This is a genomic window from Bacillus sp. 0209A (assembly GCF_036765095.1).
Classification (GTDB): Bacteria; Bacillota; Bacilli; order Bacillales; family Bacillaceae; genus Bacillus; species Bacillus subtilis_G.
Genome location: NZ_JBAIZV010000003.1, coordinates 496,883 through 511,807, shown reverse-complemented (window position 1 = coordinate 511,807; position 14,925 = coordinate 496,883). Strand labels below are relative to the sequence as shown.

The 14,925-nt window shown below is 42.4% G+C and carries 16 protein-coding genes and 4 pseudogenes; 16 read left to right on the top strand and 4 right to left on the bottom strand.

The window, feature by feature from the left end; genetic code table 11:
* The first annotated feature begins 246 nt into the window (after positions 1 to 246).
* The 5 genes and pseudogenes from V6D44_RS13405 to V6D44_RS13385 form a co-directional block, all read left to right on the top strand.
* Positions 247 to 1,032 carry an SDR family NAD(P)-dependent oxidoreductase gene (locus V6D44_RS13405; RefSeq protein ID WP_087990794.1) on the top strand — a complete coding sequence of 262 codons (786 nt, stop codon included), beginning with the start codon at positions 247 to 249 and terminating at the stop codon, positions 1,030 to 1,032.
* Between the two features lie 359 nt (positions 1,033 to 1,391).
* Positions 1,392 to 2,141: an SDR family NAD(P)-dependent oxidoreductase gene (locus V6D44_RS13400; protein WP_087990793.1), complete on the top strand. Its 750-nt coding sequence runs from the start codon at positions 1,392 to 1,394 to the stop codon at positions 2,139 to 2,141.
* 463 nt (positions 2,142 to 2,604) lie between these two features.
* Complete coding sequence (locus V6D44_RS13395; RefSeq protein WP_087990821.1) at positions 2,605 to 3,618, top strand: NADP-dependent oxidoreductase; 1,014 nt, start codon at positions 2,605 to 2,607, stop codon at positions 3,616 to 3,618.
* Positions 3,619 to 4,069: 451 nt separating this feature from the next.
* Positions 4,070 to 4,248, top strand: a pseudogene (locus V6D44_RS13390) (hypothetical protein).
* Positions 4,206 to 4,310 (top strand): annotated as a pseudogene (locus tag V6D44_RS13385) (recombinase family protein); the annotation flags it as partial. The pseudogenes V6D44_RS13390 and V6D44_RS13385, both read left to right, overlap by 43 nt.
* A gap of 120 nt (positions 4,311 to 4,430) precedes the next feature.
* Here the strand turns inward: V6D44_RS13385 and sigK are convergent.
* A complete protein-coding gene (sigK, locus tag V6D44_RS13380) occupies positions 4,431 to 5,159 on the bottom strand; it encodes an RNA polymerase sporulation sigma factor SigK (RefSeq protein ID WP_013308023.1) in 729 nt (242 codons plus the stop codon).
* A 198-nt stretch (positions 5,160 to 5,357) separates the two neighbouring features.
* Here sigK and nucB point away from each other — a divergent pair, with 198 nt between their 5' ends.
* On the top strand, positions 5,358 to 5,768 hold the full coding sequence (nucB, locus tag V6D44_RS13375) for a sporulation-specific Dnase NucB (protein WP_148962112.1): 411 nt from the start codon (positions 5,358 to 5,360) through the stop codon (positions 5,766 to 5,768).
* 35 nt (positions 5,769 to 5,803) lie between these two features.
* On the opposite strand, the gene V6D44_RS13370 is transcribed toward nucB, so the two are convergent.
* The gene (locus V6D44_RS13370) at positions 5,804 to 6,526 is read right to left on the bottom strand and encodes a YqeB family protein (RefSeq protein ID WP_333516676.1); all 723 of its coding nucleotides are present in this window, start codon (positions 6,524 to 6,526) and stop codon (positions 5,804 to 5,806) included.
* Between the two features lie 381 nt (positions 6,527 to 6,907).
* Here V6D44_RS13370 and gnd point away from each other — a divergent pair, with 381 nt between their 5' ends.
* The gene (gene gnd, locus V6D44_RS13365) at positions 6,908 to 7,801 is read left to right on the top strand and encodes a phosphogluconate dehydrogenase (NAD(+)-dependent, decarboxylating) (protein WP_202327124.1); all 894 of its coding nucleotides are present in this window, start codon (positions 6,908 to 6,910) and stop codon (positions 7,799 to 7,801) included.
* Between the two features lie 18 nt (positions 7,802 to 7,819).
* On the opposite strand, the gene V6D44_RS13360 is transcribed toward gnd, so the two are convergent.
* Complete coding sequence (locus V6D44_RS13360) at positions 7,820 to 8,446, bottom strand: TVP38/TMEM64 family protein (RefSeq protein ID WP_087990789.1); 627 nt, start codon at positions 8,444 to 8,446, stop codon at positions 7,820 to 7,822.
* Between the two features lie 254 nt (positions 8,447 to 8,700).
* Here V6D44_RS13360 and V6D44_RS13355 point away from each other — a divergent pair.
* The 3 genes and pseudogenes from V6D44_RS13355 to V6D44_RS13350 all read left to right on the top strand — a co-directional run.
* Positions 8,701 to 9,134 (top strand): annotated as a pseudogene (locus V6D44_RS13355) (peptidoglycan recognition protein family protein); the annotation flags it as partial.
* Between the two features lie 12 nt (positions 9,135 to 9,146).
* Positions 9,147 to 9,242 (top strand): annotated as a pseudogene (locus V6D44_RS21130) (peptidoglycan-binding domain-containing protein); the annotation flags it as partial.
* A 248-nt stretch (positions 9,243 to 9,490) separates the two neighbouring features.
* Positions 9,491 to 10,222, top strand: a complete 732-nt coding sequence (locus V6D44_RS13350; protein ID WP_087990788.1) for an SGNH/GDSL hydrolase family protein — start codon at positions 9,491 to 9,493, stop codon at positions 10,220 to 10,222.
* A gap of 304 nt (positions 10,223 to 10,526) precedes the next feature.
* Here the strand turns inward: V6D44_RS13350 and V6D44_RS13345 are convergent, their stop codons facing one another.
* On the bottom strand, positions 10,527 to 10,667 hold the full coding sequence (locus V6D44_RS13345; protein ID WP_003226124.1) for a sporulation histidine kinase inhibitor Sda: 141 nt from the start codon (positions 10,665 to 10,667) through the stop codon (positions 10,527 to 10,529).
* A gap of 357 nt (positions 10,668 to 11,024) precedes the next feature.
* Here V6D44_RS13345 and V6D44_RS13340 point away from each other — a divergent pair, with 357 nt between their 5' ends.
* Genes V6D44_RS13340 through yqeK form a run of 6 tightly spaced genes read left to right on the top strand, consistent with a single transcriptional unit; the run spans position 11,025 to position 14,923 of the window.
* Positions 11,025 to 11,543 (top strand): YqeG family HAD IIIA-type phosphatase, encoded by a 519-nt coding sequence (locus V6D44_RS13340; protein ID WP_087990787.1) that lies wholly within the window; start codon positions 11,025 to 11,027, stop codon positions 11,541 to 11,543.
* Between the two features lie 3 nt (positions 11,544 to 11,546).
* Positions 11,547 to 12,647, top strand: a complete 1,101-nt coding sequence (gene yqeH, locus V6D44_RS13335; RefSeq protein ID WP_087990786.1) for a ribosome biogenesis GTPase YqeH — start codon at positions 11,547 to 11,549, stop codon at positions 12,645 to 12,647.
* Between the two features lie 18 nt (positions 12,648 to 12,665).
* On the top strand, positions 12,666 to 13,508 hold the full coding sequence (gene aroE, locus V6D44_RS13330; RefSeq protein WP_202327125.1) for a shikimate dehydrogenase: 843 nt from the start codon (positions 12,666 to 12,668) through the stop codon (positions 13,506 to 13,508).
* Entirely contained in the window at positions 13,502 to 13,792 is a 291-nt protein-coding gene (gene yhbY / locus V6D44_RS13325; RefSeq protein WP_003226133.1) for a ribosome assembly RNA-binding protein YhbY, read from the top strand. Before aroE ends, yhbY begins: the two co-directional genes overlap by 7 nt.
* An 11-nt stretch (positions 13,793 to 13,803) precedes the next feature.
* Positions 13,804 to 14,373 (top strand): nicotinate-nucleotide adenylyltransferase, encoded by a 570-nt coding sequence (locus V6D44_RS13320; protein ID WP_087990784.1) that lies wholly within the window; start codon positions 13,804 to 13,806, stop codon positions 14,371 to 14,373.
* Entirely contained in the window at positions 14,363 to 14,923 is a 561-nt protein-coding gene (gene yqeK, locus V6D44_RS13315) for a bis(5'-nucleosyl)-tetraphosphatase (symmetrical) YqeK (protein ID WP_087990783.1), read from the top strand. Before V6D44_RS13320 ends, yqeK begins: the two co-directional genes overlap by 11 nt.
* Positions 14,924 to 14,925 lie beyond the last annotated feature (2 nt).

The window sequence follows — 14,925 nt, the reverse complement described above, 5'->3', positions numbered from 1 at the left end:
AAAATGTGGAGGATTGTAACGAAAGCTTTAGCGATTGAAAACTACGGTAAAAAAACAAATTTTTTACTTCCCTAAGCCCAAAATAAATAATGGCGAGGTCTTAGTTGAGATATATGCGGCAAGTATAAATCCTCTTGATACAAAAATTTGAATTATGGATAACATACATCCATAGTAACAACTCGCAGTAAGAAACGCTGTAAAACGTTTTAAAAGTTCAAACTAAAAATGGAGGTGTGCTGTCAAATGAAAAAAACTGTTCTTATCACCGGGGTATCGGGTGGAATTGGCAAAGAGTTGGCGGATCGTTTCGCCAAGGGAGGATATAATTTGGTGCTGGTGGCGCGTAGCGAGGGTAAGCTTTTGGAGCTAGCGAAGGAATATCGGAAAAGATATGGCAGTCAAGCGACGGTCATCGCCAAGGATGTGGCGTCACCCGGCGTGCCGGAGGAGATTTTTGCGGAGCTCAAGGAGAAGGGGATCGTCGTCGACTATCTTGTCAATAATGCCGGCTTCGGTTTGTACGGGACATTCTTGGAGACGCAGTTAGAACAAGAGACGAATATGATTGACGTCAATATCAAGGCTCTGACTGTTATGACGAAACTGTTCTTGCCAGATATGGTCAAACGGGGCCAAGGAGGCGTGATGAATGTGGCTTCGTTGGTGGCTTTTTTCCCGGGACCTATGATGTCGGTTTACTACGCAACGAAGGCGTACGTGCTGTCGTTTACCGAGGCTTTGGAGAACGAGCTGAGCGGCACAGGGGTGACTGTGACGGCACTATGTCCGGGACTGACGTCAACCGGCTTCGTTGATCGTTCGGGTATTGGTGAATCGAAGTTGTTCCAGAGTGGTGCTATCATGGAGGCCGGGCAGGTGGCTGAGGAAGGGTACCGAGGCTTCTTACGCGGCAAGACGTTCATAATGCCAGGTGCTCGCAACCGGTTCATGGCATTCCTTCCGCGGTTGATGCCGCGCAAAATGGTGACCCGTATGGTCAGATCCACACAGCAAAGAACAGGGCATTGACCTAATTGAGGGTGAGTGGCAGTTGATTATGATCTGCCATCCTAGCCAAGATCTCGTAATGGAATAAATCGTTTAATAAAAAAGTTACAGAGACTGTTATAAAGACGGAAACTTTTTTATTTGATCTGCTGAAACATGGTCAAGAACAAGGAGAAATTTCTAAACACTATGATATCAAAGGGCTTTCTCAATTTATTTATAATTCACTCGTAGGAATACGAGTATTCGCAAAAACAACAAATGATAAAAAAGAATTAGAAACCATTATCGATTTGATTTTGGCAACACTAGATTGAGATATATCTTGTTATTTGAATTAATTAACACCAATCTGAAAATATTTTTAAGGAGAGAATAATATGAAGTACACAGTTATTACAGGAGCAAGCTCAGGTATAGGATATGAGACAGCATTAGCATTTGCTGCTCGTGGCAAAAACTTAATTATTGTAGCTAGAAGATTAGATAAATTAGAAGAACTTAAATCAACCATTCAGAATCTAAATCCTGATTTAGATGTTATTATTCGTACAAGTGACCTATCTGTCACAGATCAGGCATATACACTGTATAACAGTTTAAAGGAGTATCAAATTGAGACTTGGATTAATAATGCCGGGCTTGGTGAAACCTCTTCTGTCATAGATCAGAATTTAGATAAAGTAGAAACCATGTTACGCGTTAACATAGAATCCTTGACAATCCTTTCTACACTATTTGTAAGAGATTATGCTGATGTAGAGGGAACTCAATTAATTAACGTATCCTCAGCACTTGGATATGTAATTGCTGTTGGCAGTGTTGCTTATTCTGCTTCTAAATATTATGTTAGTGCCTTCACCGAAGGGCTTGCAAAAGAACTTGAACTGAAAGGTGCGAAAATGAAGGCAAAAGTTTTAGCACCAGCAATGACGGAAACAGAATTCGCAAAACATGCAAATGATAAGAAAGAGTTTGATTACAAAGCAAATCTCCCTATGTACCACACAGCTAAGCAAATGGCAGGTTTTATGATGGAGGTTTATTACAAAGATGAAGTGGTGGGGGTTGTAGATGAAAACTATGAATTCAATTTGAGAAAGCCGATCTATCCAATACTAGTATGGTAACATAATCGTTTGGCGATGGCACCAATGACACGTAGCAGTGCGCAAGAAGATGGTACATCAGGAGAACTAAGTTCCCTTTAATATGCTTAAAGAGCATCTATGGGATTACTTATTAGTGAAGGTACACAACCTCCTGACGATGGTCAAGGTTACTTATCCTACGTGAAAGAATGAGAATCTCAGAAAGGATAAGCATAACTTATATGGCAAATATCAAGGTCCACAAACAGTTTGGAACTGGAAGTGACTCTCTATTTTTGTACAGAAAAAGAGGGAATAAAAAGTAGTTTTTGCTTAAAAATGGCATACAACTGAAAAATGCTTGACGCATGAATTGTGCTTTACTGGCAGGCGTATACTGCATTCGGACGCTATGGGCTGATGAACTTTAACGTCTGTTCCACGGATGGAGTGCGGGAACACCGGCTGTAATAATCTCAATGGAAGGATGCTAATGAAAAAAATGAAAACACTCATAAAAGCAGCTCAGATCACCAAGTATTCAAAAAATATCCATGCCAAAGTCAATGACATTCCAATTCCAGAAATCGATGAAAACGAAGTCTTGGTAAAGGTCAAAGCTGCAGCGGTCAATCCGCTCGAAATGTTGATTATCACAGGTAGCGTGAAACTGATTCAAGATTATGAATTCCCATTAACGCTTGGTAATGAATTGACAGGTGTTGTTGAAAAAGTAGGAAAAAATGTAACGAACTTCCGCGTAGGAGATGCCATCTATACACGTCTCCCGCTAGAAAAAATTGGTGCTTTTGCGGAATATGCCGCAATTGACGCTGCCGCAATTGCACCCATGCCAAAAAATTTGTCTTACGTGGAAGCGGCTGCTGCACCACTGGCTGGACTTACAGCGTATCAAGGCCTGCATGAAGAACTTGAGGCACAGTCAGGTAAATCTGTTTTCATTCCAGGTGGATCAGGCAGTTTTGGTCAAATGGCTGTACCAATCGCAAAGGCAATGGGCCTAAATGTCATTGTTAGTGGCAGCTCAGAAGCGCGCGAACGCACTTTGGAAATGGGTGCCGATCAATATTTGGATTATTCAACAGAAAACTATGTTGACTTGTTGTCTGATGTGGATTACGTGATTGATACACTGGGTCCTAAAGAGTTTGACAGTGAATTGAGTATCATCAAACCAGGGGGAAGATTGCTCTCTCTCCGTACAGGACCAAATAAACGTTTCGGAAAAGACCGAAATTTCCCATCGTGGAAAAAAATTCTATTTTCCCTTGCTGGTGCAAATTATGACCGCAAAGCCAAGAAACAAAACGTGGAATACCATTTTATCTTCGTTCGTTCTGACGGCGCCCAACTTAAAGAGATTACCAAAATCATTGAAGAAAACAACATTGTTCCAGCAATTCATCCAACACGATTTACCATAGAAAACGTAAATGAAGCGCTAAAACTAGTCGCAAATGGACGACCAAAAGGGAAAGTGATTATTAATTTTTAAGGGGAATATGAAGAAAGCAGTCAAAAAGTTGAGATCATTTATGTAAAGGATTTTGAAAGGCAATAATAAAGTGTTACAAACCGCGAGTTCTGCTGATTAAGAAATGGTAAAGATAAAAAGCTAGATTAGATCATAGAAAAACTTCAGAAAGCCGGAGTCCTGTATCAGTAATTATAGAACATGGAGAATTAGCCATTTTAATTGTTTCTTATAAAAAATGTTGGGGTGAAATTGAGACAGGCGGTTGCTCTAACAGAAATGTCACCAGTGGCATGTTATATGCCTAGTTATAAAAGAAAACTCTTTATTGGGGACTTAGGCATTAGTAAATGTCAATAAAAACCGATGGTTTCAAACTATCGGTTTTTTATAATGTTTTCATACTCATTGAAAATCACCTCATTAGGACAAACAGTTATTACATAGCATTACCCAAGGTGTGAGGCATTTTATAAAGGTAATAATCATCGAGGGACCGCAAGCTGACAAATGCATTAACGATTGCTATCATTATTTAATAAAACTTTATAGGAAGGAGATCCAGGGTGATAGCAATATATGTAAGGGTATCGACCGAGGAACAAGCGATCAAGGGATCGAGTATCGACAGCCAGATCGAGGCCTGTATAAAGAAAGCAGGGACTAAGGATGTGCTGAAGTATGCAGATGAAGGGTTTTCTGGAGAGATTATCAGTGATAACAAAAATGATGTTCATAACTCTTTGGATATAGGATATATTCTTTCTCTATTTCTTTTAAGAAACTTTAGTAAAATAGAGAAAGCCGGAATATGAGATCCGGCCTCTTCTACATTATTTCCCCTTCGCCTTCTTCCGCTTTTCCTTCTCCGCCCGGTAAAATTCATGAAACATCTTCATCAGCGCCCGCTTTTCAATCCGCGACACATAGCTGCGCGAAATACCAAGTTCTTTGGCAATCTCCCGTTGCGTTTTTTCCTTCTTCAAATCAAGCCCAAACCGCCCGACAATCACTTCCTTCTCACGATCATCTAAAATGTCAATGTATTGCTTCACTTTTTCAAGCTCCATATTGAGCTGGATCGTATCAATCACGTCTTCATTTTCTGATTTCAAAACGTCGATCAGGCTTATTTCATTCCCTTCTTTATCCTGCCCGATCGGATCATGAAGGGAGACGTCTTTTTTTGTTTTTTTCAATGCGCGCAAATGCATGAGGATTTCGTTTTCAATACACCGCGCGGCATACGTCGCCAGCTTTGTCCCTTTTCCGGCGGAATAGCTTTCAATTCCTTTGATCAGCCCGATTGTTCCGATGGAGATTAAGTCCTCTGCATCCTCACCTGTATTTTCGAATTTTTTCACAATATGGGCGACCAAGCGAAGATTATGCTCAATCAGCATGTTCCTGGCATGTTCATCCCCTTTAGCCATGAGCTCTAAGTATTTTTTTTCCTCGCTGCTTGAGAGCGGTTGTGGAAAGGCATTGTTTTTCACGTAAGATACTAAAAAGACAAGCTCTTTAACAACAAAGCCGAGCGCTGCGAAAACACCTGTCACCATCGTCACCTCCACAAAAGTATGTAGGCTAAAGCCTATATGTAAATGTATGTAGGCGGGAGGCTGTCTGTGTCTGTACCGGGAAATTTCTCGCGGGGGAGCTTGGCTTTTGTGAGCAGCATACGAACTTCAAATTTTAAAAATAATTTTAATCAGGCTCCCATACATTGAAATGAACAAATAATGTATGGGGGGATGGGAATGAAAAAGTGGATGGCAGGCCTGTTTCTTGCTGCAGCAGTTCTTCTTTGTTTTATGGTTCCGCAGCAGATCCAAGGCGCTTCTTTGTATGACAAAGTGTTGACTTTTCCGCTGTCTCGTTATCCGGAAACAGGGGATCATATTAGAGATGCGATTGCAGAGGGACATTCTGATATTTGCACCATCGATAGGGATGGTGCGGACAAAAGGCGGCAGGAATCATTAAAAGGAATTCCGACGAAGCCGGGCTATGACCGGGATGAGTGGCCGATGGCGGTTTGTGAGGAGGGCGGCGCGGGGGCAGATGTCCGATATGTCACGCCTTCTGATAATCGCGGGGCCGGCTCATGGGTAGGGAATCAAATGAGCGGTTATCCTGACGGCACCAGAGTGCTGTTTATTGTGCAGTAATAAAGGAATAGAGGCTCTTTCCTGAGCCTCTGTTGTTATGAACCTTCGCGATGCTGAAGGTTCGGAGGATTGGTTTGTGCTTTTCGCCAATACTGGCGTGTGCCTTCGTCTCGAACAACGATGCCCAGCTGTGCAAGTTCAAGCCGGAATTCTTCCACATCGTCTGTTTCTTCGTCTTTCAGCGCTTGGTGACGAGCCTTCAATATAGCATGGGCGCCTGGCGAAAGGTCTGGTGCATCAGGTATCCACCGGCGAAATTGATCTTTAAACGGGTCACCTTCTGCTGCCCATTCGTAATTGTGCTTTCTAAAGGCTTTCTCGACATTCACTGGTTTTTCATCAATTTCTTCCCGTGCCAATTCATATCCGGCTGTTCCTAGGAGGACAAGCCGTTTGTGGTCGATAAACACAAGAGCAATGCTGTCGGAACGAATCGTTTGCACTTTCTTTCCTTTGATTAATTCCACTGTGTCATTTGTAATTTTGACAGACAGCAGCATTGCAATAACAGAATGAGCGAACCAAATTCCTGCAGACACGCCAAGCAGCGCAGTGATAAATGCAGCTGGTGATCCTTGAAAAGAGGTGACCAGCCGGAGCGGTCCTTCAAAAGGAATCCAGGGGAGGGATAATGTCCACTTTGCAAACTGCGGGATAAAATACCCGATCGCAAGGCCGATGATTGCAAGTGCCGCGTATAAAAAATAAACAGCAGTTTTCGTAACTCCAACAAAAGTGTGAGATTGATTCTGCAATATGTCACCTTCTTTATTTGAAAAAATCGTATTCTCTTCCCATATTTTAACTTAAAAACATGGTAAATCAAGGATCAATTGATGTTTTTTTGATATAAAAGAAAAGCTCAAAAAATGGGCCTAGAACAGCTGGAAACAATAGCGCCCAGGGTACACAAGACACGCATCCGAATTCGCAGTCGTCTCGGCGAAGCACGCAGCTGAAAGTCAAACTGCTTAAGCTGTTTCGGAAAAAGAAAAGCTGATGCTAAAGAACATACAAATCACAAAGGATGAGGGAACGGTAAAATCCTTTTTGGCCTCATTTGTTTTTATACGTATCTCATTACAGTTCACAGGGAACATAAAGAGTAAAGGCTTTTTAAACACTCAGGAGGAACTGACATGAAAATTGGATTAATCGGGTTAGGAAAAATGGGCATAAACATAGGAAAGCAATTCATTGATCGCAAACATCAAGCTGTCGGGTATGATGTGAATCAAGCGGCTGTTGATGAACTGAAAGCCTATGGGGCTGAGGGGACAACGAATCTAAAAGAGTTGATTTCTTCATTAGACACGCCGCGTATACTATGGGTTATGGTGCCGCATGGCGTTGTCGATGCTGTTTTGCGTGATGTGGCGCCTTTATTAAGCAAAGGCGATATTGTTATTGAAGCCGGAAACTCTCATTATAAAGAATCGATTCGCCGCCACAATCAAATGAAAGAAGCGGGTATCCATTATCTCGATGCCGGAACGTCGGGCGGAATGGAAGGCGCGCGCCATGGCGCCTGTTTTATGATAGGAGGAGACCCTGAAGCATGGGAGATTGCAGAGCCGCTGTTTCGGGATACTGCCGTCGAAAACGGATATCTTTACGCTGGTGAGGCGGGAAGCGGACATTTCTTGAAAATGATTCATAATGGCATTGAGTACGGAATGATGGCCGCGATTGGTGAAGGATTCGAAGTGCTTGAAAACAGCCAATTTGATTTTGACTACGAAAAGGTTGCCAGAGTATGGAATAACGGCTCTGTCATTCGCTCTTGGCTTATGGGGCTGACTGAGCGAGCTTTCTCTAAAGATGCGAGGCTGGATCAGATCAAAGGCATCATGCATTCCTCAGGTGAAGGAAAGTGGACGGTGGAAACAGCGCTTGATCTGCAGACAGCAACTCCGGTGATTGCCATGTCGCTGCTGATGAGATACCGTTCTTTAACAGATGATACGTTTACAGGAAAGGTCGTCGCTGCGCTTCGAAATGAATTCGGAGGCCATGCGACAGAAAAAAAGTAAGGGGACGAACACGCCTCCTTATTTTTTTTGCACGTTCAGCAGATGAGGGAACTTTTTATAAATGATCATCATGATGATCAGAATGTAGGCTCCGTAAATGCTGAAAGACAGTAATTTGTCGCTGGAAAAATTAGCACCTGCAATGGTAACAACGACAATATTCGGGATTTTCCCTATGAGAGACGCGAAGAAAAAAACATGCCAGCGAACCTGACTCAGCCCGCATATCACGTTCATGACAAGAGAAGGGATGACGGGGATGAGTCTTCCTAATAAAACAGCGGTAAAAGCATTTTTGTTGAAGGAAGCCTCGTAGCTTTGGATAGCCGGATAGGCCTGAACTTTTTTTCTGGCCCAATCTCTAAAGCTGTATCTGGCGAGAAAAAACAGCATGATTGTACCAAGCATTGAGCCGGTCAGTGTAATCCAGATCCCATTTGCGATTCCGAACACAGCGCCGTTTAAAGCGGCAACCAAAGCAAACGGCACAATGGGGAAAAAAACATCGGCAGCAATCAGCAGCATACTGAATAAAACAGAAAACATCCCTCCTGCTTTGATCGCCTCAAGCCAAGCTTCTTTCTGAAAAAAACCGACTGCAATGACAGTTATAATCACGATGATACCTAGTATCTTTTTTAACATGTTTATGGTCACTCCCAACTAAGGTGATGTCAGGAGCCAAAACCTCCGTCATCTACGTTAGTATAACTGGTGTCAGTTCAGCGATTCAACTAAAATTGATATTTGGATTTAGAACACAATTCTTTTTAATCTTGTAAAATAGGCAGCCCATCCCTATGTTTTCTGCATTCTTTAATAGCAGGGAGGGATAGAAATGGTCACGATAAAAAAAGGATTTTATTCCGGCATCGAACGATAATCGTCCGGGCTATGCGATGACTCCTGCTTATATTACGGTTCATATCATAATACAGCGAATACCGCCAAAGGCGCTGATGCGAAAATGCACGCCAATTATGTGACAAACCGAAGCACATCTGTCAGCTGGCATTTTACAGTTGATGATTCAGTCATTTATCAGCATCTTCCGATAGATGAAAATGGCTGGCATGCGGGTGACGGCACAAACGGGACAGGGAACCGCAATTCAATCGGGATTGAAATCTGCGAAAATGCTGACGCCGATTTTGAAAAAGCAACAGCAAATGCCCAGTGGCTGATCCGAAAACTAATGAAAGAAAACAATATTCCGCTGAAACATGTCGTTCCCCACAAAAAATGGTCCGGGAAGGACTGTCCGGGCAAGCTCTTGGAGCACTGGAGTTCTTTTATAAACAGAATTTCTTTCTCCGATACACCTCCAAAAGAGTTCATCTTACCCGCTGCCGTCAAGCGTTTTCAGCTTATGAACGGATTAACTGCAGACGGCATCTATGGACCAAAAACAAAGGCCAAGCTTAAATCGAAGTTAAAGTGAACACAGGGCAAGGGATAACCTGTTTCTAATGCGGATGCAGGTTATTTTCTTCTCTATGGTTTGTGTGTTTTTTCGATTGAGAAGAAGGGAATTTTAAGGAATCAACCTATGCCGCAATGAAAGCAGCATGATTTTCACTAAGGGGGACACGTTAACAATAGGAAAAAAAAGTAATAACAAGAAAACTCTTCATTGAACGAAAGGGAACAGAGGTATAACATTAAGGTGAGGCTTTTGGGGGTGTAAAGATGAAGCATTTTTTTATCCTTTTCCTTCTGCTGTCCGTTACAGCAGGATGCGAGGGTAAGGGATACGAAGACGTTGTAGCATTTGGTGACAGCAATACGAGAGGCTCTAATTGGGACTACCGCGATTATCCAAAAGCACAGCAGTGGGTTAATATGTTAAAAACGGCTGAACGCGGAAAGCTTGATATACTCAATGCGGGAATTGGCGGACAGACAACAGAGGATGCACGTCTGCGGTTTCAGACAGATGTGCTTGATCAAAAACCGAAGTATTTGTTTATTATGTTCGGCACAAATGACGCCGCGATACTGACTGAGGGGAAACCGAGAGTATCGAAGCAGCGTTTTAGAGAAAATCTCGTTTATTTTATTAAAGAAAGCAGAGAAGACGGGATCAAACCAATCCTAATGACATGTATCCCAATTATAGAAGGAAACGGGAAGCACCATCTGTTTTACTATTCGAGATATAAAGCAGCTGCTTTTGAACCGAAGGGCGGGGCGAGAAAATGGCACAATTCATACAACGATATTACAAGAGATGTGTCGGAGCGCCTAGATGTCCCTCTTGTAGATAACTGGAAGCATTTTATAGAAGCAGACGGCGGAAAAGCAACTGATGAAGCGCTTATCCAATCCGGTCTGATAGATCCTTCAGGCAATCATATGACACCTAAAGGGGCAAGGATTGTATATGAAGGAATACAAGATGGGCAGGTTTTGAAGTACTGAGCCGGACAACGGCCTAAGCCGTTTTATTTCTCCTACATAGGCTGTTATAAACCTTATGTAAGGAGGCGCTTCAATGTATGGCGCAGGCAGAGCATATGGATACGCTTTTATCGTTGTTTTAGTTGTTGTTCTCCTGGTTGTGGGCGGCATATATTGGTTAGCATAGTTACCGTCCCTTGAAAACACCTCTTTTTAGGGGTGTTTTTTGCTGAAAACAGTAGTAAAGCGCGCAACCGAAGTGATATAATATCAGTCATCTGAGTAAAAAAAGGAAATACGCCCGGAAAAAATAGACAAGTTCCTATTAAGAAGATACGGAAATAATATGTCCGAGCGATCTTCTTTTTATTTCGTTTTCAATTAACTCGATAAAGTCACGGTTTAAATTCATTTCGGTGGCTTTGAAATAAGATTCTATTAGTAATTCATCAGACAGTTTTCTCATGCTAGGAACCCAATTAATGGGAGTGGCACCTCCTTAAAAGTTGGAATCATTCATGATTTTAACGCATACATTGATACGTTGCGCACATCTGAGGCTGAAGTTATCTTTAATCTACCATGAAATGCATATAAGAACAATCGTTCTGTTATCCACACCAGAAAGTGGATAACCTGTGAGTATCGTGTTTATAATTTGTCTAAAGAGTGATGTAATAAGAGTGGATAGTGTGTGTAATTTTATCCACAACTGGTGAAGAAACCCAATTTTTGTCGAAATTTTTTTGCTCAGTTTTTCTTTAGGCACAAGTTCGATTTTTTTCGACAATCATTTTAAAGAGAAAAGGGAAGGGTGCGGGTTTTGTTAAAAAAGTTTTTTTTACCTGACGAGTTCGTGAAAAATATTTTTCATATTACGCCTGAGAAATTAAAGGAACGAAATGTAAAAGGAATTATTACTGATCTGGATAATACGCTTGTTGAGTGGGACAGGCCGAACGCGACGCCGCGTTTGATCGAGTGGTTTGAAGAAATGAAGGACCACGGCATTAAAGTGACGATTGTCTCTAATAATAATGAAAGAAGAGTAAAACTTTTCTCAGAGCCGCTTGGAATCCCATTCATCTACAAAGCAAGAAAACCAATGGGCAAAGCTTTTAACAGAGCTGTGCGCAATATGGAGCTGAAAAAAGAGGACTGCGTGGTCATCGGAGATCAGCTCATGACCGATGTACTCGGGGGAAATCGAAACGGCTACCATACGATTTTGGTCGTGCCTGTTGCTTCCTCTGACGGGTTTATTACGCGCTTTAACCGCCAGGTCGAGCGCAGAATACTGAGTGCTCTCAAACGAAAAGGGCACATTCAGTGGGAGGAGTAAGAAATGGAAAAGGTTGTTTGTATCGGCTGCGGAGTGACAATCCAAACCGAGGACAAAACAGGTCTGGGATATGCGCCGCCTGCATCGCTTACGAAAGAAAATGTGATTTGCCAGCGCTGCTTCAGACTGAAAAACTATAATGAAATACAAGATGTTTCCTTAACGGATGATGATTTCTTAAACATTCTTCACGGTATTGGGGAAACCGATTCTCTAGTTGTTAAAATTGTTGATATTTTTGATTTTAACGGCAGCTGGATCAATGGGCTGCAGCGTTTGGTGGGGGGAAACCCTATCTTATTGATTGGCAATAAAGCTGATATTTTGCCTAAGTCACTGAAAAGAGAACGTCTGATCCAGTGGATGAAGCGTGAAGCGAAAGAGCTTGGCTTAAAACCGGTTGACGTATTTTTGGTCAGTGCGGGACGCGGCCAGGGGATCAGAGAAGTAATTGATGCGATTGAGTATTACCGCAACGATAAAGATGTCTATGTTGTCGGGTGTACAAATGTAGGGAAGTCAACCTTTATTAACCGGATTATTAAAGAAGTATCAGGTGAAGAAGATATTATTACGACATCCCAATTTCCTGGCACAACTCTTGATGCAATTGAAATCCCGCTGGACGACGGCTCAGCGCTTTATGATACACCGGGCATAATCAACCATCATCAAATGGCGCATTATGTCAATAAAAAGGATCTTAAAATACTATCTCCTAAAAAGGAGCTGAAACCTCGCACATTCCAGCTTAACGATCAGCAAACACTGTATTTCGGCGGGCTTGCAAGGTTCGATTATGTGTCCGGAGAAAGGGCTCCTTTTATTTGCTATATGCCGAATGAGCTGATGATTCATAGGACAAAACTGGAAAATGCAGACGCGCTTTATGAAAAGCATGCAGGGGAATTGCTCACACCTCCGGGAAAAGATGAAATGGATGAGTTTCCGGAATTGGTCGCCCATACGTTTACGATAAAAGACAATAAGACAGATATCGTTTTCTCAGGGTTAGGCTGGGTAACAGTGCATGACGCCGATAAAAAAGTAACTGCTTACGCGCCAAAAGGCGTTCACGTATTTGTTCGGCGCTCATTAATTTAATGAAAAGGGGAGAGGAGCATGAAAAAGCTGTACGGAGTTATCGGAAATCCGATTGGCCATTCCATGTCACCTGATATTCATAACGCATCATTGAAAGATCTCGGTCTAGACGGACATTACCATGCTTTCAAGGTAGAAGAGAATGATCTGGAAGATGCGGTAAAAGGAATAAGAGCACTTGGCGTACAAGGAATCAATGTGACTGTTCCGCATAAGGTTTCCATTATGGATTACCTGGATCATATTGATGATAGTGCAAAAGTGATCGGTGCCGTAAATACGGTGAGAAGAGAGGGAGACAAGCTTGTCGGATACAATACCGATGGGGAAGGCTTTGTGAAGTCATTAATGAAGGTACTGGACAAGCCCATCTCTGAACTGTCATTCTTAATGATCGGCGCGGGCGGAGCGGCAAGAGCCATTTTTACAGCAATTGCCCGCAATGTTCCGATAAAGTTTGACATTTGCAACCGGACGTTGGAAAAAGCAAAGCAGCTTACAGAATCCACTCCCTCATTTCAAAATAAAGAAGTGTTAAGCATAAAAGAAGCAGAAGAGCGGCTTGAGCAGTATGATGTGATCATCCATACAACGTCTGTGGGCATGTATCCGAACGTGGAAGATGTGCCGCTTTCATTGCAGTGTGCACAAAGCAGTGCCGTCGTATGCGATATCGTGTATAATCCAATTCAGACGGCTCTTTTAAAAGAAGCAAACCAAAAAGGCCTGAAAACACTAGATGGAGTGGGCATGTTTGTAGAACAGGCAGCATTGTCTTTCCAATTGTGGACTGGACAAGAGCCTGATATTGAAAAAATGAGATCAATTGTTATAGGAAAATTAGGAGGAACAGAATGTTAACAGGTAAACAAAAACGTTTTTTACGTTCAAAAGCGCATCATTTAACGCCGATTTTTCAAGTAGGCAAAGGCGGAGTAAACGACAACATGATTAAACAAATTGCTGAGGCGCTTGAAGCGAGAGAGCTGATTAAAGTCAGCGTTCTTCAGAATTGTGAAGAGGATAAAAACGATGTTGCGGAAGCTCTTGTAAAAGGAAGCCGCTCTCAATTGGTGCAGACAATCGGCAATACGATTGTGTTATATAAGGAATCAAAGGAAAATAAACAAATCGAGCTTCCTTAAAGGTGGTTGAAATGAAGAAAATCGGTATTTTCGGAGGCACGTTTGACCCTCCGCATAACGGCCACCTCTTAATGGCGAATGAGGTGCTGTTTCAGGCGGGGCTTGATGAAATTTGGTTTATGCCCAATCAAATTCCGCCGCATAAACAGAAAGAAAACTATACGGACAGCTTTCATCGTGTGGAAATGCTGAAGCTTGCGATTCAGTCTAATCCGTCCTTTAAGCTGGAGTTGGCTGAAATGGAAAGAGAAGGGCCTTCCTATACGTTTGATACTGTTTCTTTACTGAACCAGCGTTATCCGAATGATCAGCTGTTCTTTATTATCGGTGCTGATATGATTGAATATTTGCCGAAATGGTATAAGCTGGACGAGTTGCTGAACCTCATTCAATTTATTGGAGTAAAGCGCCCCGGTTTTCATGTTGAAACCCCTTATCCGCTTCTCTTTGCAGACGTTCCGGAATTTGAGGTATCATCAACTATGATAAGGGAACGGTTTAAAAGCAAGAAACCCACTGACTACTTAATCCCTGATAAAGTGAAGAAGTATGTAGAGGAGAATGGTTTATATGAATCGTGAGGAGGCACTTGCCTGCGTTAAGCAGCAATTGACCGAACACCGATATATCCACACGATTGGTGTGATGAACACGGCGATCGAACTTGCGGAGCGTTTTGGAGCCAACCCTAAAAAAGCGGAAACAGCGGCTATCTTTCATGATTATGCCAAATTCCGCCCGAAAGAAGAAATGAAACAAATTATTGCGCGAGAAAAAATGCCTTCGCATTTATTGGATCATAATCCGGAGCTGTGGCACGCTCCGGTCGGCGCTTATTTGGTCCAAAGAGAAGCGGGGATTCAAGATGAAGACATTCTTGACGCCATCAGGTATCATACCTCTGGACGGCCTGGCATGACACTTTTAGAAAAAGTGATTTACGTTGCCGATTACATTGAACCAAACCGGGCATTTCCCGGTGTCGATGAGGTGCGTAAACTTGCCGAGACAGATTTGAATCAAGCGCTGATTCAATCCATTAAAAATACAATGATGTTTCTTATGAAAAAAAATCAACCGGTTTTTCCAGACACATTTTCAACGTATAACTGGCTTGTGTCCGGCAACTGAAC